Origin of the sequence: Micromonospora yasonensis, assembly GCF_026013475.1 — a bacterium.
Classification (GTDB): Bacteria; Actinomycetota; Actinomycetes; order Mycobacteriales; family Micromonosporaceae; genus Micromonospora; species Micromonospora yasonensis.
This window is the reverse complement of sequence record NZ_JAPDPH010000106.1, coordinates 1-23,352: the sequence shown is the minus strand read 5'-3', so window position 1 is coordinate 23,352 and position 23,352 is coordinate 1. Positions and strand designations below refer to the sequence as shown.

The window sequence follows — 23,352 nt, the reverse complement described above, 5'->3', positions numbered from 1 at the left end:
CGCGGCTACCTCGCCGAGGTGGACCCGGCGCCGGGCGTGCCGCTCGCCGCCGCCAGGGCGGCCATCACCCAGGTGCTCGCCGACTACCCGACGGTCAACCTGATGGACCAGGCGGCGTACAAGAAGATGCTGACCGGCACGGTGGACATGGTGCTCGGCTTCGTCACCGCGCTGCTCGGCCTCGCCGTGGTCATCGCCCTGGTCGGCGTGGCGAACACCCTCACCCTGTCGGTGGTGGAACGGACCCGGGAGAACGCCGTGCTGCGGGCGGTGGGGCTGACCCGGGGTGGCCTGCGGGCCGCCCTGGCCGTGGAGGCGGCGCTCGTCGCGCTGGTCGGCACGGCGCTCGGGGTCGCGCTCGGCACCGGGATCAGCGCCAGCGCCATGGCCGTGGTGGCCCGGGTCGGTGGCGCGTATGTCCTGGTGCTGCCGTGGGACCGGATCGCCCTGATCCTCGGGGTGGCCGTGCTGGCGGCGCTGGCCGCCTCCGTGCTGCCCGCCCGCCGGGCCCTGGCCCGGCCGATCGTCGAGTCGCTCGGCGGCGAGTGACGGGCCCGCTCCGGCCCCACCGGCGGGTGGGGCCGGAGCGCCGGTCAGAGCCGCTCGACGGCCGGGCCCTGGCAGCGGTTGCGGGTGTCGAACACGTAGTGGGCGTGCCGCGCCACCAGGTCGTAGTCGAAGCAGTCGTGGTCGGTCACCACCACCACCGCGTCGGCGGCGAGGATCTCCCGCTCGGTCAGCTCGACCAGCGCCACCCCGACGGGAATGTGGTGCGGCTCCGCGTACGGTTCCACCGCCAGCACCTCGGCGCCGAGGTCGACGAGCCGGCGGGCGACCTCGGTCGCGGGGGAGTCCCGCATGTCGCCGGTGTTGCGCTTGTACGCGAGACCGAGCAGGAGCAGCCGGGCGCCGGTGAGGGCGCGCCCGGACCGGTTCAGCCCCGCCATGATCCGCTGCGTGACGTGTTCCGGCATCTCGTGGTTGATGTCGTTGGCCAGCTCGATGAACCGGAACTGCCGGCCGAGGCGCCGCTTGACCTGCCAGGACAGGTAGCAGGGGTCGATCGGCAGGCAGTGGCCCCCCACGCCGGGCCCGGGTCGGAAGGGCATGAAGCCGAACGGCTTCGTCTCGGCGGCCTCGATCGCCTGCCACACGTCGATGTCGAGCTGGTGGGAGAGCATCGCCAGCTCGTTGATCAGCGCGATGTTGACCTGGCGGAAGGTGTTCTCGATCAGCTTGGTCAGCTCGGCCACCCGGGTGGAGTCCACCGGCACGGTGCGCTCGACCAGCCTCCGGTAGAAGGCGTCCACGCGCGCCAGCGACGCGTCGTCCACCCCGGACACGACCTTCGGGGTGTTCTCCAGCCGCCAGGTCGGGTTGCCCGGGTCGATCCGCTCCGGGCTGTAGCCGAGGTGGAAGTCGACCCGGCTGTGCAGCCCGCTGGTCGACTCCAGCAGGGGGCAGAGCAGCTCCTCCGTGGTGCCCGGGTAGGTGGTCGACTCCAGCACGACCGTGCAGCCCGGGCGCAGGTACGGCCCGATGCCGAGTCCCGCCTGTTCGACGAAGCTGAGGTCCGGGGTCCCGTCGCGCAGTGGCGTGGGCACGGTGATCACGCAGATGTCGAAGCCCTCGGCGTCGGTGTACTCGGTGCTCGGGTGGTACCGGCCGCTCGCCAGGGCACGGCCGAGGCGGTCGGCCGGGATGTCCTCGACGTAGGACTCGCCGTTGGCGAGCTGCTTCACCCGGGTGGCGTCGACGTCGAGGCCGACCACGTCCATGCCGGCCTCGACGGCACGCACGGCCAGTGGCAGGCCCACGTACCCCTGACCGATCACGACAAGCTTCTCAGCGTTCACCCGGGCTCCTCGGAAGACGGCGGTAGCTACCCGTCTGTCACGGTAAATGCCTGGCGCTTATCGTATGTCCGTTTTGGGGAAGGTGAGGCGGATGAGGCTTCTGTGTCGGCTCAAGCCGGCTCAGTTACCCATTCCGGCCGGCTGCTGCCGCCCCCCGCCGTTGGCCGTACCCGGGGACGTGTCGGTCGGCGGCGTCGAGGTGTCGCTCGGTGCGGCCGAGTCGCTCGGGGCCGCGCTCGTGGCGCTCGGCGTCGTCGGCGGCACGTCCGACGGCGTCGGCTCGGCCGAGCTCCGCGACGGGCTGGGCGTCGCCGAGGCCGACGCGGACGGCTTCGGCGGTCCGACCGGCCGGTACGGCCGCTCGCGAGAATCGGTCGGCGGCACCTCGGTGGTGGTGGAGACCTCGCCGAGGCTGGGGGCGACCGCCGGGGATGTGGTCTCGATGGTGGTTGCCGGCTCGCCGGCATTCTTCGCCGCGCCGAGCGCCGCGCCCAGGGCGGCCAGCGCCACGAGGACGGCGGCCAGCGCGCCGACCAGCGCCCCGCGCCGCCGGCGCCGGCCGGCGGGGGACACCGTGGCGAGCGGGGCGGCCGCCGTCAGGTCGTCCCGACTGCTGGCCGGACCCGCCGCGCCGCGCAGCGCCACCGGCACCATCGCGGTCGGCGACTCGCCCATCGCCGCCCGGGCCGCCTCGGCCATCGCCGCGCCGGAGGGGTAGCGGTCGGCCGGGTCCTTGGCGAGCGCCCGGGCAACCAGGTCACGGACCGACTGCGGGATCTCGGCCGGCAGCTCCGGCGGCTCGTCGTCCAGGTGCCGTACGGCCACCTGGAGCGGGCTGTCGCCGGTGAACGGCGGAGTGCCGGTGAGGCAGCAGTAGGCCACCGCGCCGAGCGCGTAGAGGTCGGTGGCGCCGGAGACCGGCCGCCCGGCGGCCTGCTCGGGGGCCATGTAGAGGGCGGTGCCCGGCACGGCGTTCGTGCTGGTGATGCTGGTCACGTTGGTCGACCGGGCCACCCCGAAGTCGACCAGGACGACCGCACCGTCCTCCTGCACCAGCAGGTTGCTCGGCTTGACGTCCCGGTGAACGATGCCGCGGGCGTGCGCCGCGTGCAGCGCCTGCGCCACCTGCGCCACGATCGACATGGTCTCGCCGACCTCGAGGTGGCCGGCCGCCTCGATCCGCCGGGACAGCGGCTCGCCGTCGACGAACTCCATGACCAGGTAGTCCGCGCGGCTGCCGTCGGACAGGTCGTCCTCACCGCAGTCGAAGACCTGCACGATGCCCGGGCTGCGCAGCGACGCCATGATCCGCGCCTCGGCGCGGAAACGGGCGATGAAGTCGGGGTCGGAGACCAGCGCGGGAAGCAGGACCTTCACCGCGACCTGACGGCCCAGCACCAGGTCCGTGGCGCGCCAGACGTCCCCCATGCCGCCGGTGGCGACACGGTCATCCAAGCGGTATCTACCGCTGAGTACGACCTCCGAAGACAACACCTCCATACCGTACCCACAGCGGGCGCGGAGTATTTCCCGTGATCTCTACCGGCGCGGCCACGGGCGGCCCGCCGCCGATCCGCCGAACGGCCATCGGACGACCAGACGGGTGCTATCGGGCAGGCAACCAGCGTGAGCGTACGTAGAGCGGTTTCCGTTACATCGACCCGCCGGTAAGGGCGGTAGACATTTCTCACTCTTTTCCTGCCGGATGGTGACTTGCCGGCCCGTCTGCCCCTTCCTAGCGTTGGCCCGGCTCTGGGTCGCCCCACGACACCGGTACGGTATGTCCGCCGACGCCGTACCGAGCGGCACATGTCCACACGTGCGACCGCACGCTTCGGCGTCGGTTGCCGGAGAGGTCACCGGGGCGGATGGTACGGGTGGAGGTCCGGTCGGTGGACCTGCGGGACGTCGGTCACGGCACCGGCGGACGCTGGTCCGGAGATTGCTACGGCGGGAACGGCAGGTCCATGACCGGTGAGCTGAGCGAGGCGGTGGCCGCGGCGCAGACGGGCGACGAGGCCGCATTCCGCTTCCTCTACCGCAGCCTCCAACCGGGCCTGCTGCGCTACCTCACCGCCCTGGTGGGCGCGGACGCCGAAGACGTCGCTTCGGAGACCTGGCTACAGATCTCCCGTGACCTGCCCAGCTTCACCGGCGGCGAGTTCCGTGCCTGGACCGTCACGATCGCCCGCAACCGGGCCATGGACCACCTCCGCAGGCAGCGCAGGCGGCCGTCCCTGCCGGTGCCGGTGCAGGCGCTCAGCGAGTTGGCCGGCGACGCCGACACCGCCGAGCGGGCCGGCGAGACGATCGGTACCGAGACCGCGCTGGCGTTGATCGCCACCCTGCCGCCCCGGGAGGCGGAGGCGGTGCTGCTGCGCGCCGTGATCGGCCTCGACGCCGAGACCGCCGGACGGGTGCTCGGCCGGCGGGCGGGCGCCGTCCGCACCGCCGCGCACCGTGGCCTGCGTCGCCTCGCCGCGCTGCTGGAACGCTCCGACGTGGCACGGTCGCCGGGCCAGGCCGGAACAGCCACCCCGCCCCGCCCGCGTACCCACCGGGGACGGCAGGCGCCGAACGCGCCGAAGGCCGAACCGGCGGACGGATGACGTGAGGGGAACCTGGATGACTTTTCGCCGGTCCGACGGACCCGCCGACCGGGCGGAGTCCGACCGTCTGCTCGACGCGGCCCGCGCCGGACGTCCACCGGAGCCCCGGGCCGACCCGCTGGCCCACCTGCTCGCCGCCACGGCCGCCCCCACCCGCCCAGGCGAGCTTGCCGGCGAGGAGCAGGCCCTCACGGCGTTCCGGGCGGCCCGGGCGAACCCGGCGGCGGCCGAGCCCCGACGGCCCCGGCTGCGGGTCGGCGTGGCGGCCTGGGCGGCCGCGCTGGCCGCCACCGCCACCGCCGGAGTCGCGTTCGCCACGGTGAGCCTCGAACGGCCGGAGCAGCCGGCGCCACCGCCCGTCCCGACCACGGCGGGCCGCACCGGGGCGGGCGACACCGGCTCGCCGTCGCAGTCCGGGGCGGGTTCGCCGAGCAACGGCACCTCGGGCCCCGCCGCCTCGCCGACACCCGACCGTACCGGCGGCCCGGGCCGGCCGGCGACGGTCCAACAGCTCACCGGCTTGTGCGGGGCGTACCTGGCCAAGTCGGAGCAGCAGCGGGCCAGCGCACTGGAGACGCCGGCCTTCGCCGACCTGGTCGCCGCGGCCGGCGGCGCGGACCAGGTCGAGGCGTACTGCGTCCGGCTGGTGCCCGAGGCGGACCCGACGCCGACGCGCAGCGCGCGGGCCACCCGGCCACCCACGGCCGGAAACGCGGCGACCCCGGTCCAGCCGACGAAAGCGGCCACCCCGGCCCGCCGGACGGGCAGGCCGAGCCAGGCCGGTTGAGGCGTCTCGCAGAAACCCGCCTTGCCGCAACCACCGGATTCCGGACAAAAATTCATCTCCCTCGGGACGCGGATTCCGTCTGCTAGACAGAAGATGGTGGGACCGCGGGCGCCCCCGCCGGTGTCCGGGCCGACAGAGCCGTCGCCACCCCGGGAAGAGGAGCCGTCTCTTGGTGATGTCACCCGAGCTGGACCGGAGCACCGTCCTGCGGGACGGGGCCGCGGCCGCCGGGCACATCGCCAGGATCTGCTTCAAGACCGGCCCGCCCACCCTGACCGGCGTCGAGCTGGAATGGACCGTGCACGACGCCACGGACCCGACCCGCCCGGTCGACCGTGAGCGACTGCGCCGGGCCCTGGGGCGGCACAGCCCCGTGACCATCGACCCGACGAGCCCCGCCGAAGGGCTCCGGCACGGCGGCGCCGTGACCGTGGAGCCGGGCGGGCAGGTGGAGATCTCCTCCGCGCCGCGACCCTCGATCGCCGCGCTGATCCAGGCCACCTCGGCCGACATCGCCGAACTGAGCGCCGTACTGGACGCCGCCGGCCTCGTGCTGGGCGGCACCGGGATGGACCCCTGGCGGGCTCCCCGCCCGGTCGTCGAGACCCCGCGCTACCAGGCCATGCGCTGCGTCTTCGACCGGCGCGGACCGGCCGGTCGCGCCATGATGTACAGCACCGCGGGCCTCCAGGTCTGCCTGGACGCCGGTGAACCCGAGCGGCTGGCCGAGCGGTGGGCGGCCGCCCACGCCGTCGGACCGCCGCTACTGGCCGCGTTCGCCACCGCGGACCGGCACGCTGGACGGCGTACCGGCTGGGCCTCCGCGCGGATGGCGGCCTGGCTGGCCATCGACCCGGCGCGGACCCGGCCGGTCTGGTCGCCCCACCGCGCCGGCCACGATCCGGTCACCGCCTGGACCGGGTACGCGCTCGCCGCGCCCCTGCTCTGCGTGCGCGCCGACGGTCCGGACTGGACACCGCCGCCCGGGGTGACCTTCGCCGACTGGCTGGCCGGCGCGCTGCCCCGCCCGCCGACCACCGACGACCTGGAGTACCACGTCAGCACGCTCTTTCCGCCGGTGCGCCCGCGCGGCTACCTGGAGGTCCGCTACCTGGACGCCCAACCCGGTCGGGAGTGGACACTGCCGCTCGCGGTGCTGGCCGCCCTCTTCGCCGACCCGGACACCACCCGCGCGGCCCTCGCCGCCGCCGTCCCGGTCGCCGACCGCTGGCACGCCGCGGCGCGGTACGGGCTCGACGACCCGGCCCTGGCGGCGGCCGCCGCCGAGCTGTTCGACCTGGCCCTGACGGCCCTGCCCCGGCTGGAGCTGCCGGCGGGGCTGCACGAGGAGACGAGCCGAGGAATCCGGCGGCGCCGTGCCGCTACGGAGAGGAGGCACCGGTGACGACGACCGAGCGGGTGGGGACCGAGTGCGAACGGCTGCGCAGCGTGATCGCGGCGGAGCTGGCACGCACCCGGGACCGTACCGCGCTGCTGACCGACGCGGTGGACGACGACGACCTGATGCAGCAGCACTCCACGCTGATGTCCCCGCTGGTCTGGGACCTGGCGCACGTTGGCAACCAGGAGGAACTCTGGCTGGTCCGCGACGTGGGCGGCCGCGAGCCGGTGCGCCGCGACATCGACGACCTGTACGACGCCTTCAAACAGCCCCGCAAGGACCGCCCTTCGCTGCCCCTGCTGCCCCCGGCGGAGGCCCGCGCCTACGTGCGTACCGTCCGGGACAAGGTCTACGACCTGCTGGACGGCATCCGGTTCGGCGACCGGAAACTGGTCGAGGACGGCTTCGCGTTCGGCATGATCGTGCAGCACGAGCAGCAGCACGACGAGACCATGCTCGCCACCCACCAGCTACGCGCCGGGGCGCCGGTGCTGGACGCGCCGCCGCCGCCCGAGCCGCGGGTCAGGGTCGGTGGCGAGGTGCTGGTGCCGGCCGGACCGTTCACCATGGGCACCTCCACCGACCCCTGGGCGCTGGACAACGAGCGGCCGGCGCACACCGTCGACCTGCCCGCGTACGTCATCGACGCGGCACCGGTCACCAACGGGCAGTACCGCGCCTTCATCGCCGACGGCGGGTACGACGAGCCGCGCTGGTGGAGCGGGGCGGGCTGGCGGCACCGGCTCGAGGCGGAGCTGGGCGCGCCGATGCACTGGCGCCGGGACGGCGACGGCTGGGCGTACCGCCGCTTCGGCCGCTGGTCCCCGGTACGCGACGACGAGCCGGTGGTGCACGTCTGCTGCCACGAGGCCGAGGCGTACGCGGCCTGGGCCGGCAAGCGGCTGCCCACCGAGGCGGAGTGGGAGAAGGCGGCCCGCTGGGACCCGGCGACCGGCCGCTCCCGCCGCTACCCGTGGGGCGACGAGGACCCGACCGGCGAGCACGCCAACCTGGGCCAGCGGCACCTGTGGCCGGCGCCGGTCGGCGCGTACCCGGGCGGCGCCTCGCCGCTCGGCGTGCACCAGCTCATCGGGGACGTCTGGGAGTGGACGTCGAGCGCCTTCCGCGGCCACCCCGGCTTCGTCGCCTTCCCCTACCGCGAATACTCCGAGGTCTTCTTCGGCGACGACTACCGGGTGCTGCGCGGCGGCTCGTTCGGCACCGACCGGTCCGCCTGCCGGGGCACCTTCCGTAACTGGGACTACCCGATCCGCCGGCAGATCTTCAGCGGCTTCCGCTGCGCCCGCGACGCCCGGCCGGAGGAGGCGCACACGTGACCGGCGGTCGCGTCTGATGTGCCGCCACCTGGCGTACCTGGGGCCGCCGGTCAGCCTGCGGAGCCTCCTGTACGACCCGCCGTACGGGTTGCTGCGGCAATCCTGGGCACCGCGCGACATGCGCGGCGGCGGCACCATCAACGCGGACGGCTTCGGCGTCGGCTGGTACCCGGACACCGGTGACCCGGTGCGCTACCGGCGGGCGCAGCCGCTGTGGAGCGACACCACGCTGCCGGAGCTGGCGGCGGTCACCGTGGCCGGCGCGGTGCTGGCCGCGGTCCGCTCCGCCACGGTGGGCATGCCGGTGCAGGAGACCGCGGCCGCCCCGTTCGCCGAGGGGCGCTGGCTGTTCAGCCACAACGGCGTCATCCGGGGCTGGCCGGACGCCGTGCTGCCGCTCGCCGCCGAGCTGCCGGTCCGCGACCTGCTCACCCTGGACGCGCCGACCGACGCCGCGCTGCTCTGGGCGCTGGTGCGCCACCGGCTGCGGGCCGGGGTGGAGCCCGCCGCCGCGATCGCGGCGACCGTCGCGGCGGTCGCGGCGGTCGCCCCCGGGTCGCGGCTGAACCTGTTGCTCACCGACGGGACCACGGTGGTGGCCAGCGTGGCCGGCCACGCGCTGTCGGTGCGCCGTACCCCGGACTCGGTGCTGCTGGCCTCCGAGCCCCTCGACGACGACCCCGGCTGGCAGGCCGTGCCGGACGGGCAGCTGGTGGTGGCCAAGGCGACCGGGCTGGACATCCGGGAGCTGACGGCCTGAGACCCGCAGGTAGGACAGAAGGGACACGACATGAGCGCGGAGCCACTGGAGATCTACCTGGAGGAGCAGGACCTCGGGCGCAGCCTGCGTGAGGACGTACGGTTCGGCTTGACCGCGACGCCGAAGTGGCTGCCGCCGAAGTGGTTCTACGACGCCCGGGGCAGCGAGCTCTTCGAGCAGATCACCCGGCTGCCGGAGTACTACCCGACCCGCGCCGAGCGGGCGGTGCTGGCCGCGCACGCCGAGGACGTGGCCGAGCTGACCGGCGCCAAGACGCTGATCGAGCTGGGGTCCGGCTCGTCGGAGAAGACCCGGCTCTTGCTGGACGCCTTCACCCGCCACGGCGACCTGGGCACCTTCGTGCCGCTGGACGTCTCGGTCAGCGCCCTGCGCCGGTCCACCCAGCAGATCGCCGCCGAGTACCCCGGGCTGCGGGTACGCGGCATCGTCGGGGACTTCACCCGGCAGCTCGACCGGCTGCCCACCGGCGGCCGGCGGCTGGTGGTCTTCCTCGGCGGCACCATCGGCAACCTGCTCCCGGTGGAACGGGCCGAGTTCCTCACCGCGATGCGCGCCGCCCTGGAGGCCGGGGACTGGCTGCTGATCGGTGCCGACCTGGTGAAGGACCCGAAGGTGATCGTGCCGGCGTACGACGACGCCGCCGGGGTGACGGCCGACTTCAACCGCAACGTGCTCCGGGTGATCAACCGGGAGCTGGGGGCGAACTTCGACCCGGAGGCGTTCACCCACGTGGCGGTCTGGGACCCGCAGCACGAGTGGATCGAGATGCGGCTGCGGGCCGAGCAGCCGACCCGGGTACGGGTGCTCGACCTGGACGTCGAGTTCGCCGCCGGCGAGGAGCTGCGTACCGAGATCTCGGCGAAGTTCCGTCCCGAGGGGATCGCGGCGGAGCTGGCCGCTGCCGGCTTCACCCGCCAGGCGTTCTGGACCGACCCAAAGGGTTTGTTCGGGGTCAACCTCGCCCGGGCCGACTGAGTCGCCGGCGGCCCGCAGCGGGGTGAGGCTGTTCACCCACGGCGGCTCCGCGGGGTGGAGTGGGCTAAGCTGGGCGCCGCGAAGGGGAGTAGCCCCCAATGTCGTGGTCGACATACTGATGCGTTCCGCATCCGGCCACGCGGCCCCGGTCCCCGGGGCGGGCGAGACCTTCGACTCAGGCTGTCGCAGCCGGGTCGAGGGCGCCCCCGTACCTCCTCCCGGCTTGATCGGGAAGGTACACATGGACGGTTTCCTCGTCGCGCTGGTGATCAGCTTCGGCGTCATCTTCGTCGCCGAGCTGGGCGACAAGTCCCAGCTCATGGCGCTCACGTTCGCCACGCGCTTCAAGCCCGTACCGGTGCTCATCGGCATCACGGTCGCCACCGCGATCGTCCACCTGGCCTCGGTGGCGATCGGCTACGGCCTGCACGCGGCGCTGCCCACCAGCTGGATCTCGCTCATCGCCGGGCTGGCGTTCCTCGGGTTCGGCGCGTGGACGCTGCGCGGGGACAAGCTCACCGAGGAGGAGCGGCGCAAGGCGGAGAAGACCAGCAAATCCGCGATCGTCGCGGTCGGCGTCGCGTTCTTCCTGGCCGAGCTGGGCGACAAGACCATGCTCGCCACCATCACCCTGGCCACCAAGTACGGCTGGTTCGGCACCTGGCTCGGCTCCACCCTCGGCATGGTGGCCGCCGACGCCCTCGCCATCATGGTCGGCCGGCTGCTCGGCCGGCACCTGCCCGAGAAGGCCATCCGGTACGGCGCCGCGGTCCTCTTCGCCATCTCCGGCCTCTGGCTGATCCTCGAGGCGGTCACCAAGCTCACCTGAGCCGGCCCGGGATTCCGCCGCCGCGTGGTCACGGCGGCGGAATTCCGGCTCGGATGATCGTGGACGGCGTCGCTGGGTATGAACACCTACGCCACGCCCCGGCGGGAACGACCATCGCCGGTACGTGGCCGAAGAGCAGAACCAGGACGACCGGGAGGTCCGCGCATGAGCAGGCACGACGAGCCCAACGAGTACGGTTTCGCCGGCGGGGCCACCGCCCCCGAGCCGCCCCCCGGCGGGCGCTCCGACGAGCAGGACCGGGTCGAGGAGATCGCGGTGCCGGCCGACGACCTCTTCGATCCGTACGCCGACGCGGTGGAGGAGGAGACCGACGGGACCGAGGAGGAGCGCAAGCGACGCCTGCGCTGACCCGCGACGGGGCGTGCCGGGCTACGCGGTCTCCTCCTGGTAGACGTCCGGCACGCCGTCGCCGTCGCTGTCCCGGCTCTCCCGTGCCGAGATCCGCCGGTAGACGCGGTTGCGCCGGATCAGCACCGCCGAGGCCAGTGCGGCCGCGGCCAGCGAGCCGAGCAGGACGGCGGCCTTCACCCGCTCATCCTCGGTGCTGCCGGCCCCGAAGGCCAGCTCGCCGACGAGCAGCGACACCGTGAACCCGATGCCGGCCAGCAGGGCCAGCCCGAACAGGTCGGCCCAGGTGATCTCCTCGTCCAGTTCGGCCCGGGTGAACCGGGCGAGCAGGAAGGTCGAGCCGAACACCCCGACGGTCTTGCCGAGCACCAGTCCGGCGACCACCCCGAGCACCACCGGATCGGTGAGCACGCCGACCAGGTCGACGTCGACCAGTGACACCCCGGCGGCGAAGAACGCGAAGATCGGCACCGCCAGGCCGGCGGAGACCGGGCGCCACCGGTGCTCCAGCCGTTCGGCGAGCCCCGGCCGGCCGGTGCGCGACGGCAGCACCGGCACGGTGAAGCCGAGCAGCACCCCGGCGACGGTGGCGTGCACCCCGGAGGCGTGCACCAGCGCCCAGGCCAGCGCGGCGAGCGGGAGCAGCGCCCACCACCAGGTCCGCCGCCGCTGCACCAGCAGCGCGAACGCGGCGACCGGCAGGAGCGCCGCGAGCAGCGGCAGCGGGCGGAACTCGGCGGTGTAGAAGACCGCGATGATGATGATGGCGAACAGGTCGTCCACGACGGCGAGGGTGAGCAGGAACGCGCGTAGACCCTGCGGCAGGTGGGAGCTGACCACGGCGAGCACGGCGAGGGCGAAGGCGATGTCCGTCGCGGTGGGGATGGCCCAGCCGCGCAGCCCCTGGCCGCCGGTGGAGAGCACCACCGCGACGTAGCAGAGGGCGGGCAGCAGCATGCCGCCCATCGCGGCCACCACCGGCAGCGCGGCCCGGCGCGGATCGCGCAGGTCACCGGCGACGAACTCCCGCTTGAGTTCCAGGCCCACCACGAAGAAGAAGATCGCCAGCAGACCGTCGGCGGCCCACGCGGCGAGGCTGAGGTCCAGGTGCAGGGCGTGGCCGGCGGGCCACGGCACCCAGCCGCCGAGCTCGGCGTACCCGGACCGCCAGGGCGAATTGGCCCAGAGCAAGGCCACCACCGCGCCGAGCAGCAGCAGCCCGCCGCCCACCGTCTCGGCTCGCAGCACGTCGGCCAGGAAGCGCGCCTCCGGCCACGACCGGCGGGAGAGGAAACGGTAGGGCCGGGGGGTGCGGTCGGTCATGCGGTGCCCATCTCGGGATCAGCGGTCGGCGAAGAAAACGCCGACCAGACTTCCCGGCACACCGCGTTCAACCCTATCCGGGCCGAGGTGCGACGGCGACCTGGAGTGGTGGGACGCTCGTCTCGGCGGGCGGATGGAGCGTCCCGCCACCGCCGCTCACCGTTGGCCGGGCACCGCGGTCAGCGTCGCCCGGCTCGTCTCGCAGAGCGCCGCCAGCCGCTTCACCAGCTCGTCGGGGTCGCCGTACGGGTCCAACCCGCGTACCTCCTCGGGGTCCAGCGGGGGGACCTGGACGTGTGAGATGAGCGGGTGCAGCGGCCGGCTGTCCGCCTCGTCGGCGCCGAACAGGTGCTCGTGCAGCTTCTCGCCGGGGCGCAGCCCCGTGTAGACGATGTCGACCGGGCGATCCGCCTCGGCGGCGAGCCGGCGGGCGACGTCGGCGATGCGGACCGGCTCGCCCATGTCCAGTACGAGCGCCTCACCGCCGCGCCCGATGGTGGCTGCCTGGAGGACGAGGTGCACGGCCTCCTGCACGGTCATGAAGTAGCGGGTGACGTCGGGGTGCGTCACCGTGATCGGCAGCCCCGCTTCCACCTGCGCCTGGAACGCGGTCAGCACCGAGCCCCGGCTGCTGAGCACGTTGCCGAACCGGACACTCAGGTACGCCCCGGCGAACTGCTCGGCGTAGTGGGCGGTGAGCCGCTCGGTGATCCGCTTCGAGTAGCCGAGCACGCTGGCCGGGTTGGCCGCCTTGTCGGTGGAGATGTTCACGAACTCGGCGACGTCGCGGCACGCCGCCAGCACGTTGAGCGTGCCCCAGACGTTCGTCATGATCGCTTCGCCGGGGTGCCGCTGGAGCATCGTGAGGTGCTTGAGGGCCGCGGCGTGGAACACCACGTCCGGCTGGCGGTCGGCGATCACCCGGGCGATTCCCGCGGCGTCGCGGATGTCGGCCAGGATCAGCTCCGGGCCGTCCAGCAGCGCCCGGCCGTGCAGGGACATCTGCAGGGCGTGCAGCGCGGACTCGTCCCGGTCCAGCATCATCAGCTCGCCCGGCTCGCACCGGGCGATCTGCCGGCACAGCTCGGCACCGATCGACCCGCCCGCCCCGGTCACCAGGACACGCCGGCCGGCCAGCCCGCTGCGTTCCACGGTCAGCTGGGCCACCCGCTGGGCCCGGCCGAGCAGGTCGGTGATCTGCAGGTCGCGGACGTCGGTCACCGCGATCGGTCGGGCCAGCAGCTCGCGTACCGGGGGGAGGACCTTGAGCGCGGCGCCGGCCTGCAGGGTGCGGGCCCGTACGTCGCGCAGCAGCGCCGGGTCCGAGCCGCTCAGCGAGAAGATCACCGTACGGGCCCGGGTCGCCCGGACCGCCACACCGATCTGGTCCCGGCCACCCAGCACGCGTAGCCCTTCCAGGCGCAGATCCCGGTTGTCCGGGTCGTCGTCGAGCAGGCCCACCGGCAGGTAGCGGCCGCGCGGGTCGCTGCGGAGCACCCGGACCAGGCGCTCGCTCGCGGCGTCGACCCCGTAGACCAGGCAGCGCTCGGCGGTGCGGGCCGGCCTGCGGCGCCGCTCCTGCTGGGCCCGCCAGCAGGCCCGGCCGGCGGCCATCAGCACGAAGGCCACGGTGCCTCCCACCAGCGGAGTGGTGGCCGGGACCGGGTGGTGGGCCCAGGGCAGCACGGCGACCAGCGTGGCCACAGCGGCGAGGGCGGTGGCGCTGGCCACCTCCCGGGCCTCGCCGGCGCTGCCGACCGGGTGTCGCCCCCGCACCCAGGACCGCAGCAGGGTGATGACCGCGTACCCGCCGGCGCAGGCGAGCGCCACGGCCAGCGTGCGGGCGCAGTCGGCGGCGGTCAGCTCGAACTCGTAGCGCGTCCACGCCGCACCCAGAAAGCCACCGCACCACGCGGCCGTGTCCAGCGTTAACAGGGAAAGGGTGGCCGCGCGGCGGGTGACCCGGGGGTGCTGTCGTGCGTCCTCGTCTACGGCGGGTTCGCGATGCATGTTGCCCTCTGTGTCCGTTGCGGTAATGGAGGATTTACGGCTTGAATGCGCGTCTCGTCGTTTACATTCTTGAGGTCACCTAAAGTCATGCATCAGTGGTTTAGATCCTTACACGGACTTTGGGCGTTTTAGGGGGCTTTCGTGCAGTTTGATGGACTGACCGGCGTGTCGCGAGCGCGAGGGGGAACGTGATGGACGTTCTCGGCTACCTGCACCTCGTCCGGCGCCACTGGTGGATCGTGCTGGTCACGCTGATGGCGGCGCTCGGCACGGCCGCCCTGGTCACGGTCCGCGCCGCGCCCCGGTACGAGGCCTCCGTCACGTTCTTCGTCACCACCCCGAGCCAGGGCGTCACCGACGCCTACCAGGGCGGGCTCTTCCTCCAGCAGCGGGTGAAGTCCTACGCCGACCTGCTCACCAGCGACCGGCTGGCGCAGAGCGTGGTGGCGGACAGCCCGCAGGGGTTGACCGCCGACCAGGTGCAGAGCCGGATCAGCACCAGCGCGGAGGCGGGCACGGTGCTGCTGAAGGCGACGTTCACCGACACCGACCAGACCCGGGCCCTGAAGACCACCGAGGCCCTCTCCGCCAAGTTCGTCGAGCTGGTGCAGAAGGTGGAGACCCCGCCGGACGGCAAGTCGCCACCGATCAAGCTCGAGGTGGTCAGCGGTCCCCGGGTCAGCTCCAGCCCGGTGTCCCCGCAGCCGGTGCGCAACCTGGTCGTCGGCGGCCTGATCGGCCTGCTGCTCGGCGCGGCGCTGGCGGTGCTGCGCGGGATGGCCGACGTACGGATGCGCGACGCCGCCGCGCTGCAACGCGTCACCGGCAGCCCGCTGCTGGGTGAGGTCCCCTTCGAGTCCGGGGCCAAGTCGTCGCCGCTGATCGTCGGCGAGGCGGCCAACTCGCCCCGGGCCGAGGCGGTCCGCAAGCTCCGGACCAACCTGCGCTTCGTCGACGTGCACGAGCCGGCCCGGGTCATCGCGGTGACCAGCGCCCTGCAGGGCGAGGGGAAGACCACCATGGCGTGCAACATCGCGATCGCGCTGGCCGAGGCCGGCTGGCGGGTGCTGCTCATCGACGCCGACCTGCGGCGGCCCAAGGTGGCCGACTACCTCGGCGTCGACGGCGGCGTCGGGCTCACCGACGTCCTGGTGGGCGACGTCCAGGTCGGCGACGTGGTGCAGCGCTGGGGCGACAAGTCACTGCTCGTGCTCCCCAGCGGGGCGACCCCGCCGAACCCCAGCGAGCTGCTCGGGTCCAAGGCGATGGCGGACCTGCTGGTGGCCCTGCGGGAGTCGGCGGACATCGTGGTCATCGACACCGCTCCGCTGCTCGCGGTGACCGACGGTGTGGTGGTGGCCGTGCAGGCCGACGGCGCGCTGCTGGTCACCCAGCAGGGGCGCACCTCGCGCAACCAGGTGGCCGCCGCCGCCCGCGCGCTGCACTCGGTATCGGTGCGGCTGCTCGGCTGCGTGCTCAACATGGCGAAGGTGGCCAAGGCCGACGCCTACCAGTACGAGGCGTACAAGGTGGTCCTGCCGCCCGCGGCGCCGTCGGTGCCCACCGACCGGGCCGAGGCCGCCCGCCGGGGCAGGCGTGCCGGTGGCGACCGTACTCAGGAACTCACCCGGCTGTCCCGATGAGTGCCAACACGGGCCGGATCGACCGTTCGATCTCCTCCGCGCAGCGGCGGAAGTCGGCGGGTGAGCCACCGATCGGGTCGCGGAGGTCGTCCGCCTCGGGGGCGGCGGGTTGCAGCCGTCCCCGGGCGAGGGCGGCGGCCTGCACCGCCGCGCGCAACGGGGAACCGTCGCGCGCGGCGGGCGCCTCGGCCTCGGCGGCCAGCCGGGCGAACTGGCGCAGCGTGAAGGTCCGGTGCAGCGCGGCCGGTGCCAGCGAGGTGCAGACGGACCGCTGCCGCCGGGTCGCGGTCAGTACCAGCGTGGCCCCGGTCAGGTGCTCCGGTCGCAGCCGGCGGGCCCGGAAGGCCGCCGGGTCCGCGCCGGTCCCGGCGGCCACCTCGACGGCGTACGGGTGCATCCCGGCGCCGTCCAGGGCGTCGGTGCCCGCGCTGGCCACGCTGAGCGCGTGTTCGGCGAAGAGCGGTCGCGCGATGTACTCCGCCATCGGCGACCGGCACAGGTTGGCGTGGCAGACGAAGAGCACCTCGTCGACCATGTGCACCCCTCTCGTTCGAGCCGTCGCGGCGCGCGTCGCCGGGACGGCGGTCAGCCGGCCGTCGTGGCCGGATGCGGAGGGGATGCGGGCATCGTACGGGGTGCGTCCGACTGGACGCCGCGGTGCCGCGCCGGGAGCGCGACCATGAAGATCGGGATTCTGTCGTACCACTTCCCGCCGGAACCGGCGTTCATCCCGGGCAGCCTCGCCGAGGAACTGGCCGCTCGCGGCCATGAGGTGCGGGTGCTGACCGGCTTCCCGGACTACCCGGGCGGGCACGTCTATCCGGGCTGGCGGCAGCGCTGGCGGTACCAGACGCACAGCGAGCGGCTGACCGTCCGCCGGGTGCCCCGGTACGCCGGCGGCGACGGGTCGACCCGGGCGCGGATGGCCAGCTGGCTCTCCTTCGCCGGCAGCGCGGCGCTGGCCGGCCGCCGCTACCTCAGCGACGTGGACGCGCTCTACGTCTTCCAGTTGCCCGCGGTCACCTTCGCCGCCGCCGGTCTGCTGCGGCTGCTCGGCCGGGTGCCGACCGTGCTGCACGTGCAGGACGTCTGGCCGGAGGAGGAGCCGCCCCGCCCCGGTGAGGTGCGGCGGCGGTCGGGGCGGCTCGACGCCACCGTGCGCCGGCTCTACCAGGAGGCCGGGTCGGTCGCCGTGACCGCGCCCTCGATGCGGGACCTGGTGGTCTCCGCCGGCGCCGACCCCGAGCGGGTGCGCGTGGTGCTCAACTGGACCGACGAGCGGATCTTCCGGCCGACCGAGCCGAGCCGGGCCGCCCGGCGGCTGATCCGCCGCAACGGCCGCTGCGTAGTGATGCACGCGGGAACGATCGGCGTACGCCAGGGTCTGGAGACCGCGGTGCGCGCGGCGGCCGCCCTCACCGACCGGTTGGATCTGGTGATGGTCGGCTCCGGAGCCGAGGAGCGGCGGGTGCGGGGGCTCGCCGCCGAGCTCCGGGCGGAGAACGTCCGGTTCGTCGAACGACGCTCGCCGCTGGACATGCCGGAGCTGTACGCGGCGGCGGACTACCAGCTGGTCATGCTGCGCGACCTGCCCGAGCTGCGGGGCATGGTGCCGGGCAAGCTCCAGGCCGCGCTGTCCTGCGCCGCCCCGGTGGTCGCCTCCGCGGGTGGCGACACGGTGGCGCTGGTGGAACGCGCCCGGGCGGGGCTCTCCTGTCCGCCGGAGGACTGGGCCGCGTTGGCGGACCGGTTCTGGCTGGCCTCGGCGATCCCGTCGGCGGCCCGCGCGGAGATGGGCCAGCGTGGGCGGGACGTCTACCTGCGGGAGATGTCGCTGCGGGCCGGGGTCGACCGGATCGAGCAGATGCTGCACGACGTCGCGGTACGCGCCGACAGCCGGGCGCGGCGATAGCGGCGAGCTGGCCAAGAGAAACGGACACCAGGCGCTAGAATTCGCATACAGCCACATAACGGATCGTCCTGTGCTAGACATCGACTAACAGTCATTTATGTCCGGCGCGATCCTGGGAGAGTGGTGTGACGGATAGCGGCCTGTCGCGTCGAACCCGCCGCAGGGCCCGCTGGCGACGCCGGGTCCGCGTACGGCGGATCCTGCTCACCGGCCTGCTGGTGGTCTCGCTGCTGCTCACCCTCGGCGGCTGGGTGGGTTTCCGCGCCTGGCAGGCGCGGGCGCACCTGCTCAACGCCGCGGGGCTGGCGAAGGAACTCAGCGCCCAGGTGGTGGGCGGCGACGCCGACCGGGCCCAGCGCACGCTGGCCGCCCTGCAGGAGCAGGCCGCCGCCGCCCGGAGCGCGACCGGAGATCCGGCCTGGTGGCTCGGTCGGCGGACCCCGTACGCCGGCGACGACCTGGCCGCGGTGCGGCAGATCGCGGTGGCGGTGGACGATCTCGCCCGCCTCGCCTTCCCCACCCTGCTCCGGATCGACCTCGCCTCACTGGTGCCCAAGGAGGGGCGGCTCGACCTGGGCCGGCTACGGTCGGCCTCGGCCGAGGTCTTGGCGGCCGACCGCGCGGTGCGGGCGACCACCGGACGGCTGGCGGCGGTGCCCACCGAGGATCTCGTCGGCCAGGTGCGGGACGCGCTCCTCGGGCTCCGCGCCGAACTGGACCGGCTCGGCGAGCTGACCGCCGCCGCGGACCAGGGGGTCCGGCTGCTGCCACCGCTGCTCGGCGCCGACGGTCCGCGCAGCTACCTGCTCGTGTCGCAGAATCCCGCGGAGCTGCGGGCCACCGGGGGCATGATCGGCGCGTACGCGGTGCTCCGGGCCGAAGGTGGTCGGATCCGGATGACCAGCCAGGGGACGAGTGGCAGCCTCGGCCTGTTCGACCCGCCGCTGCGCGTGAACGAGGAGGCGCGGCGGCTCTGGAAGGACCTGCCGGGGATGTATCCGGCGGACGTCAACCTCAGCCCGGACTTCCCCGCCGCGGCCGCGCTCTACCGCGAGATGGTCCGCCGACGCACCGGGACGACGGTGGACGGCGTCCTGGCGGTGGATCCGGTGGTGCTGTCCTACCTGCTCGGCGTCATCGGCCCGGTGCCGGTGGCCGGCCGGTCCGCCCTGACCGGCGACACCGTGGTCCGGACGCTGCTCAGCGACGCCTACCGCGATCTGGACACCCGGACGCAGGACGCGTACTTCGCCACCGCCGCCTCGGCGGTCTTCGGCGCGCTCTTCACCAAGTCGTCCAACCCGCGTGCACTTTTGACCGTTTTCAACCGTTCTATTGCCGAACGACGGATATTGTTCTGGAGTGTCCATCCAGAGGAGCAGCGAGTCCTGGGCGACAGCCGGTTGGCCGGGAAGCTCCCCGAGAAGGACACCGTGCCGACTGTCGGCGTGTTCCTGAACGACGGCAGCGGCGCGAAGCTCGGCTACTACCTCAGGTTCTCGGCCAGCCTGACGGTCGGCGACTGCCAGGCGGACGGGCGGCGGGAACTGCGGCTGCGGGTCACCGTGCACTCCACCGCACCGCGGTCCGGCCTGTCCAAGTCGGTCACCGGCCTCGCCCTGTCCGGCGACCGGTACACCGCCCGCACCTTCGTGTCGGTCTACAGCCCGACCGGGGGCGCCGTGCTCGGCGGCCGGCTGGACGGGCGGGACACCGCGATGGGCAGCGGTACCGACGGTCGCCGCCAGGTGGTCGTGGCGAACGTCGGGGTCAAGCCGGGGCTGACCCGGACCCTCGACCTCACCCTGCTCACCGGGCGGACCGGCGCCGGCACGGCCGAGCTGGCACTCACCCCCACCGTCACCCCATGGACCACCCAAGTTGTATCCGCACCAAGCTGTGATCAGTAGGAGGGAATCCATCATGCGGCTATCCCGCATCATCATGGCACTCACGGTCGGTCTGGCCGTGGCGGCCGTGCCGACCGCGGCGGGGGCGGCGCAGCCGCAACCACCGGTCTATCCGCCCCCGGTCGCCAACCTGACGGTCAGCCCGACCACCATCACCCTGGGCGAGATCTTCACGCTCCACGGCAGCGGCTTCGATCCCGACGAGGAGGTGCAGATCCACGTCGACATCTCGGGGCCGCCGGAGGCCGCTCCCGCCCAGGGCACGGCACGACGTAGCGACGGCACGACCGTGGCGATGGCGGCGGTGTCCTATTCACAGGATTACGGGAAGCCGGCGCCGGTGGACTTCGAGGTGACCGCCGACGGCAAGGGGAAATTCACGGTCACCTACAAGCCGCACCGGCCGGGGCGGTACACCTTCACCGCCACCGGTGAGGAGTCGGACCGGACCGCCACCGCCACGGGGATCGTCCTCCCGCCGAAGAAGCCGCACAAGCCGCCGAAGCACGACGGCCACCTGCCGGTTACCGGTGCCAGCATGGGCACACCCATGAAGCTCGGTGGCGGCCTGGTGGGCACGGGTGCCCTCCTGCTGCTGGGCTCGCTGGTCTGGCGTCGTCGCGGCCGCTTCGGGCTGGGCTCGCGCTGACCCGAGGCGCGCCGGGCAGGGCCCGGCTCACGGCGGTGCCCGTCGGACCAGGCGTCCGGCGGGCACCCGTCGATGCGGGCACAATGGGCGGATGAGCGGGGGGACGACGTGGACGGACCGGACCGGGGTGCTCGTGCTGCCCGGCGGGGCGGCCGTCCGTGGACGGCCGATCGCCGCTCCCGTGCCCGGCCCCGCCGACTTCGCCCTGCTCCTCGCGTCCGGGCCGGTCCCGGGCTGGCCGCACCGCCGGATCAGCTGGCCCGACTTCTGGGTGCCGCGTGACCCGGCCGACGCGCTCGACGCGGTGCGGGAGGCGTGGCGACGGGCGTACGCCGGCCAGCGGGTGGAGGTCGCCTGCCGGGGCGGTGTCGGCCGGACCGGCACCGTGCTGGCCGCGCTCGCGGTCCTGGACGGGCTGACCCCGGACCGCGCGGTGGCCTGGGTCCGCGCGCACCACCACCCGCGCGCTGTGGAGACGCCCTGGCAGCGCCGGTGGCTGCGCCGGGTCGGCTGAGCGGCCCGCCGCGTCCGCGGCCCCGCCGCCCGGCCCCGCCCGGCTGGCGGCTCACCCGGGCGGTCGGCGCGGTCACCGTGCTGAGCCTGCCGGCGATCCTCTTCCTGGACGTCGTCCTCATGCTGGTGTCGTTGTCCCTGCTGGTCGCCGCGGCCGCCACGCTGGCGGTCCGGTTGGCCGGCCCGCCGTCCGGCGGGCCGGCCGGTCGGGTCAGCGGTTTGGCGGGGTCCGCAGGTGGCGGGCGGTGCGACCGTCGCCCCGGTGACCAGGCCAGCGCGGCGGACGGGGGTGGGCCGGGGGATGACTGTCCGTGATGGAACGATCGGCGCGCCGTGGCGTCGGTGACCGGTGCCACCCGACGCCGATCTTGCGGGTTAGTCTCCGTGGTCATGAGAGCACGGGCCCTGGCCGCTGTCATCGCCGCCGTCCTCCTGGGCACCACGGCACCCGTCTCGGCCGCGGACGCCGCGCAGGCCGCACCAGTCGTCCCCGCCGCTCGCGCCGCGCTCGCGCCGGTGCCCTGCCCGAAGGCCCCGGCACCGAAGGTGACCCGGCCGCCGCGTCCGGTGCCGCCGCCGAACGTGCCGGCCGACCGGGCGGTCGGCGGCGCGCGGCTCGACACCCCGGGCCTGGTGATGCCCGATGGCGCGCCGGCCCCGCCCGCCGTCACCGCGACGTCCTGGCTCGTCGCCGACCTCGACACCGGCGCCGTGCTGGGGGCCTGCGGCCCGCACGAGTACGGCACCCCGGCGAGCACCCAGAAGCTGCTGCTGGCCGCCACCATGCTGCCCCGGCTCGACCCGAAGCAGGTGGTCACGGTGACCCGGGAGGACCTGAACATCGCCCGGGGCAGCTCGGCCGTCGGCCTGCTCGTCGGCGGGAAGTACCCGGTCGAGACGGTCTGGCTGGGTCTGCTGCTCAACTCCGGCAACGAGGCGGCCAACGTGCTGGCCCGGCTCGGCGGCGGCCCGGACGGCGTGGCCGGCGGGGTCCGTGCGATGAACGAGGAGGCCCGCCGGCTCGGCGCCCGGCAGACCCACGCCGTCACCCCGTCCGGACTGGACGGGAAGGGGCAGTTCACCAGCGCGTACGACCTGGCGCTGATCGGCCGGGCCTGCTTCGCCAACCCGCTGTTCCGCCGCTACGCGCTGACCGAGCGGACCCAGATCCCTGCCCAGCCGGCGCTCAAGGCGGGCGGCTTCCAGATCCAGAACGAGAACCAGCTGATCTACCGCTATCCCGGGGCACTCGGCGGCAAGACCGGCTTCACCGAGCTGGCCCGGCACAGCTACGTCGGCGCCGCGCAGCGCGACGGCCGCCGGCTGGTGGTCACCCTGCTCGGCGCCGAGGCCCGCCCGATCCGTGGCTGGCAGCAGGGTGCGCGGCTGCTCGACTGGGGATTCTCCCTGCCCAAGGACGCCTCGGTCGGCCAACTGGTCGAGCCCGGCGAGCTGGACGCGGTCAAGGACGCACCGAACGGATCCCCGGTCGCGCCGGCGGCCACCCCGCCGCCCGAGTGGCGCGGGCCGGCCGGGACGGCGCTGCGCCGGATGGCCGACGGCGACTGGCGGGTGATCGTCCCGGCCGCCGGCCTGCTCGCGCTGGCCGTCGGGGTGCTCGCGCTGCTGGTCGCCCGCCGCAGCCGGCCCCGCCGGGTCGGCCGCCGCCGCGCCTGACCGCGGCTCGCCGCGCCTGACCGGGGCCCGCTGTGCCTGGCCACGGGCCCCGCCCTTGCCCCGCGCTTGCCCTGGGCCCGCTGTGCCTGCCCAGGGGCGCCGCGCTTGCCCCGGCGGGCGGATCGGCGGCGTTGCCACGCGGCGCGGCGGCGGGTCGCCCTATGGTCGACTCATGCGGGACAGCGCGGCATTGGGCGGGGCGACGCCCGCGGATGCGGCCACGTGTGCCGGCGCCGGTCGTCCATTCACCCGGCGCTGATCTCGGCGATGCCTCGGACGCACCGCCCGTCCCCGGCGCTGGTCCTCAGCCTGCTCGTCTCCGGGGGACTGTTCGCGCTGCTCAGCACCTGGGCCCGGCACCGCCCTCCCGACCGCTGGGAGCGGGACCTCTTCGCGCTGGTCAACCAGCTCCCCGGGCCGGCCGGCCCGCCGCTGCTGCTGGTCATGCAGCTCGGGGCGTACCCGGCGATCCTGGTCGCGGCGGCGGTCGCGGCGGCGGCCCGGCAGTGGCGGCTGGCCCGCGACCTGCTGCTCGCCGGCAACCTGGCGTACTGGGGCGGGGTGGTCGCCAACCTCGTCGTGGCCCGGGACCGCCCGGCCGGCTACCTGGCCGACGTCCGCTTCCACGAGGCGATCAGCGGCCGCTACGGCTATCCATCCGGGCACGTGGCGGTGGCGACCGCCCTCGCGGCGGTCCTCGCCCCGATCCTGCCCCGCCGGCTACGGGGGTTGGCCTGGCTCGGGTAGGCGGCGGGGTGGGAAAGGGGGGA

The 23,352-nt window shown here is 74.1% G+C and carries 22 protein-coding genes; 17 read left to right on the top strand and 5 right to left on the bottom strand.

Annotation, left to right across the window (positions count from 1 at the left end; all coding sequences use genetic code 11):
• A partial coding sequence (locus ONA70_RS21060) for an FtsX-like permease family protein (protein WP_265008186.1) occupies positions 1-549 on the top strand: 549 nt, incomplete at its 5' end.
• A gap of 44 nt (positions 550-593) precedes the next feature.
• Here the strand turns inward: ONA70_RS21060 and ONA70_RS21055 are convergent.
• Positions 594-1,856: a nucleotide sugar dehydrogenase gene (locus ONA70_RS21055; RefSeq protein WP_265008185.1), complete on the bottom strand. Its 1,263-nt coding sequence runs from the start codon at positions 1,854-1,856 to the stop codon at positions 594-596.
• A 120-nt stretch (positions 1,857-1,976) separates the two neighbouring features.
• Entirely contained in the window at positions 1,977-3,356 is a 1,380-nt protein-coding gene (locus ONA70_RS21050) for a serine/threonine-protein kinase (protein WP_265008184.1), read from the bottom strand.
• 467 nt (positions 3,357-3,823) lie between these two features.
• On the opposite strand from ONA70_RS21050, the gene ONA70_RS21045 reads away from it, so the two are divergent.
• From ONA70_RS21045 to ONA70_RS21010, 8 genes are all read left to right on the top strand, one after another.
• Positions 3,824-4,465 (top strand): RNA polymerase sigma factor, encoded by a 642-nt coding sequence (locus ONA70_RS21045; RefSeq protein WP_265008183.1) that lies wholly within the window; start codon positions 3,824-3,826, stop codon positions 4,463-4,465.
• Between the two features lie 16 nt (positions 4,466-4,481).
• Complete coding sequence (locus ONA70_RS21040) at positions 4,482-5,252, top strand: hypothetical protein (RefSeq protein WP_265008182.1); 771 nt, start codon at positions 4,482-4,484, stop codon at positions 5,250-5,252.
• A gap of 169 nt (positions 5,253-5,421) precedes the next feature.
• Positions 5,422-6,657: an ergothioneine biosynthesis glutamate--cysteine ligase EgtA gene (gene egtA, locus ONA70_RS21035; RefSeq protein WP_265008181.1), complete on the top strand. Its 1,236-nt coding sequence runs from the start codon at positions 5,422-5,424 to the stop codon at positions 6,655-6,657.
• A 14-nt stretch (positions 6,658-6,671) separates the two neighbouring features.
• The gene (egtB, locus tag ONA70_RS21030) at positions 6,672-7,991 is read left to right on the top strand and encodes an ergothioneine biosynthesis protein EgtB (protein ID WP_406601225.1); all 1,320 of its coding nucleotides are present in this window, start codon (positions 6,672-6,674) and stop codon (positions 7,989-7,991) included.
• A gap of 16 nt (positions 7,992-8,007) precedes the next feature.
• Positions 8,008-8,751 carry an ergothioneine biosynthesis protein EgtC gene (gene egtC / locus ONA70_RS21025; RefSeq protein WP_265008179.1) on the top strand — a complete coding sequence of 248 codons (744 nt, stop codon included), beginning with the start codon at positions 8,008-8,010 and terminating at the stop codon, positions 8,749-8,751.
• A gap of 30 nt (positions 8,752-8,781) precedes the next feature.
• Positions 8,782-9,747: an L-histidine N(alpha)-methyltransferase gene (gene egtD, locus ONA70_RS21020; RefSeq protein ID WP_265008178.1), complete on the top strand. Its 966-nt coding sequence runs from the start codon at positions 8,782-8,784 to the stop codon at positions 9,745-9,747.
• Between the two features lie 241 nt (positions 9,748-9,988).
• The gene (locus ONA70_RS21015; protein WP_265008177.1) at positions 9,989-10,576 is read left to right on the top strand and encodes a TMEM165/GDT1 family protein; all 588 of its coding nucleotides are present in this window, start codon (positions 9,989-9,991) and stop codon (positions 10,574-10,576) included.
• Between the two features lie 165 nt (positions 10,577-10,741).
• Positions 10,742-10,945, top strand: coding sequence for a hypothetical protein (locus ONA70_RS21010; RefSeq protein ID WP_265008176.1), 204 nt, complete (start codon positions 10,742-10,744; stop codon positions 10,943-10,945).
• Between the two features lie 21 nt (positions 10,946-10,966).
• On the opposite strand, the gene nhaA is transcribed toward ONA70_RS21010, so the two are convergent.
• Together nhaA and ONA70_RS21000 are read right to left on the bottom strand one after the other, a co-directional pair.
• Positions 10,967-12,268 carry a Na+/H+ antiporter NhaA gene (nhaA, locus tag ONA70_RS21005; protein ID WP_265008175.1) on the bottom strand — a complete coding sequence of 434 codons (1,302 nt, stop codon included), beginning with the start codon at positions 12,266-12,268 and terminating at the stop codon, positions 10,967-10,969.
• 156 nt (positions 12,269-12,424) lie between these two features.
• Positions 12,425-14,278 carry a polysaccharide biosynthesis protein gene (locus ONA70_RS21000; RefSeq protein WP_265008174.1) on the bottom strand — a complete coding sequence of 618 codons (1,854 nt, stop codon included), beginning with the start codon at positions 14,276-14,278 and terminating at the stop codon, positions 12,425-12,427.
• A gap of 191 nt (positions 14,279-14,469) precedes the next feature.
• Between ONA70_RS21000 and ONA70_RS20995 the strand changes: the two genes are divergently transcribed.
• The gene (locus ONA70_RS20995) at positions 14,470-15,921 is read left to right on the top strand and encodes a polysaccharide biosynthesis tyrosine autokinase (protein WP_265008173.1); all 1,452 of its coding nucleotides are present in this window, start codon (positions 14,470-14,472) and stop codon (positions 15,919-15,921) included.
• Here ONA70_RS20995 and ONA70_RS20990 read toward each other — a convergent pair.
• On the bottom strand, positions 15,902-16,456 hold the full coding sequence (locus tag ONA70_RS20990; protein WP_265008172.1) for an arsenate reductase/protein-tyrosine-phosphatase family protein: 555 nt from the start codon (positions 16,454-16,456) through the stop codon (positions 15,902-15,904). The two genes, ONA70_RS20995 and ONA70_RS20990, sit on opposite strands and share 20 nt — an antisense overlap.
• Positions 16,457-16,600: 144 nt before the next feature.
• Here ONA70_RS20990 and ONA70_RS20985 point away from each other — a divergent pair, with 144 nt between their 5' ends.
• From ONA70_RS20985 to ONA70_RS20955, 7 genes are all read left to right on the top strand, one after another.
• Complete coding sequence (locus ONA70_RS20985; RefSeq protein WP_265008171.1) at positions 16,601-17,833, top strand: glycosyltransferase family 4 protein; 1,233 nt, start codon at positions 16,601-16,603, stop codon at positions 17,831-17,833.
• Positions 17,834-17,958: 125 nt separating this feature from the next.
• Positions 17,959-19,743, top strand: coding sequence for a DUF4012 domain-containing protein (locus ONA70_RS20980; RefSeq protein WP_265008170.1), 1,785 nt, complete (start codon positions 17,959-17,961; stop codon positions 19,741-19,743).
• Between the two features lie 13 nt (positions 19,744-19,756).
• Positions 19,757-20,392 carry a hypothetical protein gene (locus ONA70_RS20975; protein ID WP_265008169.1) on the top strand — a complete coding sequence of 212 codons (636 nt, stop codon included), beginning with the start codon at positions 19,757-19,759 and terminating at the stop codon, positions 20,390-20,392.
• A gap of 91 nt (positions 20,393-20,483) precedes the next feature.
• Entirely contained in the window at positions 20,484-20,906 is a 423-nt protein-coding gene (locus ONA70_RS20970) for a protein-tyrosine phosphatase family protein (protein WP_265008168.1), read from the top strand.
• Entirely contained in the window at positions 20,885-21,220 is a 336-nt protein-coding gene (locus ONA70_RS20965; protein WP_265008167.1) for a hypothetical protein, read from the top strand. The genes ONA70_RS20970 and ONA70_RS20965 overlap by 22 nt, the downstream gene beginning before the upstream one ends.
• A gap of 75 nt (positions 21,221-21,295) precedes the next feature.
• A complete protein-coding gene (locus ONA70_RS20960) occupies positions 21,296-22,582 on the top strand; it encodes a D-alanyl-D-alanine carboxypeptidase family protein (RefSeq protein ID WP_265008166.1) in 1,287 nt (428 codons plus the stop codon).
• Between the two features lie 267 nt (positions 22,583-22,849).
• On the top strand, positions 22,850-23,329 hold the full coding sequence (locus tag ONA70_RS20955; protein WP_265008165.1) for a phosphatase PAP2 family protein: 480 nt from the start codon (positions 22,850-22,852) through the stop codon (positions 23,327-23,329).
• Positions 23,330-23,352 lie beyond the last annotated feature (23 nt).

What these genes read in the sequence shown, in the direction of transcription:
- nhaA (WP_265008175.1), bottom strand. Translation starts at nt 12,268, where the DNA reads ATGACCGACCGCACCCCCCGGCCCTACCGTTTCCTCTCCCGCCGGTCG.
- ONA70_RS21010 (WP_265008176.1), top strand. Translation starts at nt 10,742, where the DNA reads ATGAGCAGGCACGACGAGCCCAACGAGTACGGTTTCGCCGGCGGGGCC.
- egtC (WP_265008179.1), top strand. Translation starts at nt 8,008, where the DNA reads ATGTGCCGCCACCTGGCGTACCTGGGGCCGCCGGTCAGCCTGCGGAGC.
- ONA70_RS20995 (WP_265008173.1), top strand. Translation starts at nt 14,470, where the DNA reads ATGGACGTTCTCGGCTACCTGCACCTCGTCCGGCGCCACTGGTGGATC.
- ONA70_RS21000 (WP_265008174.1), bottom strand. Translation starts at nt 14,278, where the DNA reads ATGCATCGCGAACCCGCCGTAGACGAGGACGCACGACAGCACCCCCGG.
- ONA70_RS21050 (WP_265008184.1), bottom strand. Translation starts at nt 3,356, where the DNA reads ATGGAGGTGTTGTCTTCGGAGGTCGTACTCAGCGGTAGATACCGCTTG.
- ONA70_RS20960 (WP_265008166.1), top strand. Translation starts at nt 21,296, where the DNA reads ATGAGAGCACGGGCCCTGGCCGCTGTCATCGCCGCCGTCCTCCTGGGC.
- egtD (WP_265008178.1), top strand. Translation starts at nt 8,782, where the DNA reads ATGAGCGCGGAGCCACTGGAGATCTACCTGGAGGAGCAGGACCTCGGG.
- ONA70_RS21040 (WP_265008182.1), top strand. Translation starts at nt 4,482, where the DNA reads ATGACTTTTCGCCGGTCCGACGGACCCGCCGACCGGGCGGAGTCCGAC.
- ONA70_RS21045 (WP_265008183.1), top strand. Translation starts at nt 3,824, where the DNA reads ATGACCGGTGAGCTGAGCGAGGCGGTGGCCGCGGCGCAGACGGGCGAC.
- ONA70_RS20970 (WP_265008168.1), top strand. Translation starts at nt 20,484, where the DNA reads ATGAGCGGGGGGACGACGTGGACGGACCGGACCGGGGTGCTCGTGCTG.
- ONA70_RS20990 (WP_265008172.1), bottom strand. Translation starts at nt 16,456, where the DNA reads ATGGTCGACGAGGTGCTCTTCGTCTGCCACGCCAACCTGTGCCGGTCG.
- ONA70_RS20985 (WP_265008171.1), top strand. Translation starts at nt 16,601, where the DNA reads ATGAAGATCGGGATTCTGTCGTACCACTTCCCGCCGGAACCGGCGTTC.
- ONA70_RS20955 (WP_265008165.1), top strand. Translation starts at nt 22,850, where the DNA reads ATGCCTCGGACGCACCGCCCGTCCCCGGCGCTGGTCCTCAGCCTGCTC.
- ONA70_RS21015 (WP_265008177.1), top strand. Translation starts at nt 9,989, where the DNA reads ATGGACGGTTTCCTCGTCGCGCTGGTGATCAGCTTCGGCGTCATCTTC.
- ONA70_RS20975 (WP_265008169.1), top strand. Translation starts at nt 19,757, where the DNA reads ATGCGGCTATCCCGCATCATCATGGCACTCACGGTCGGTCTGGCCGTG.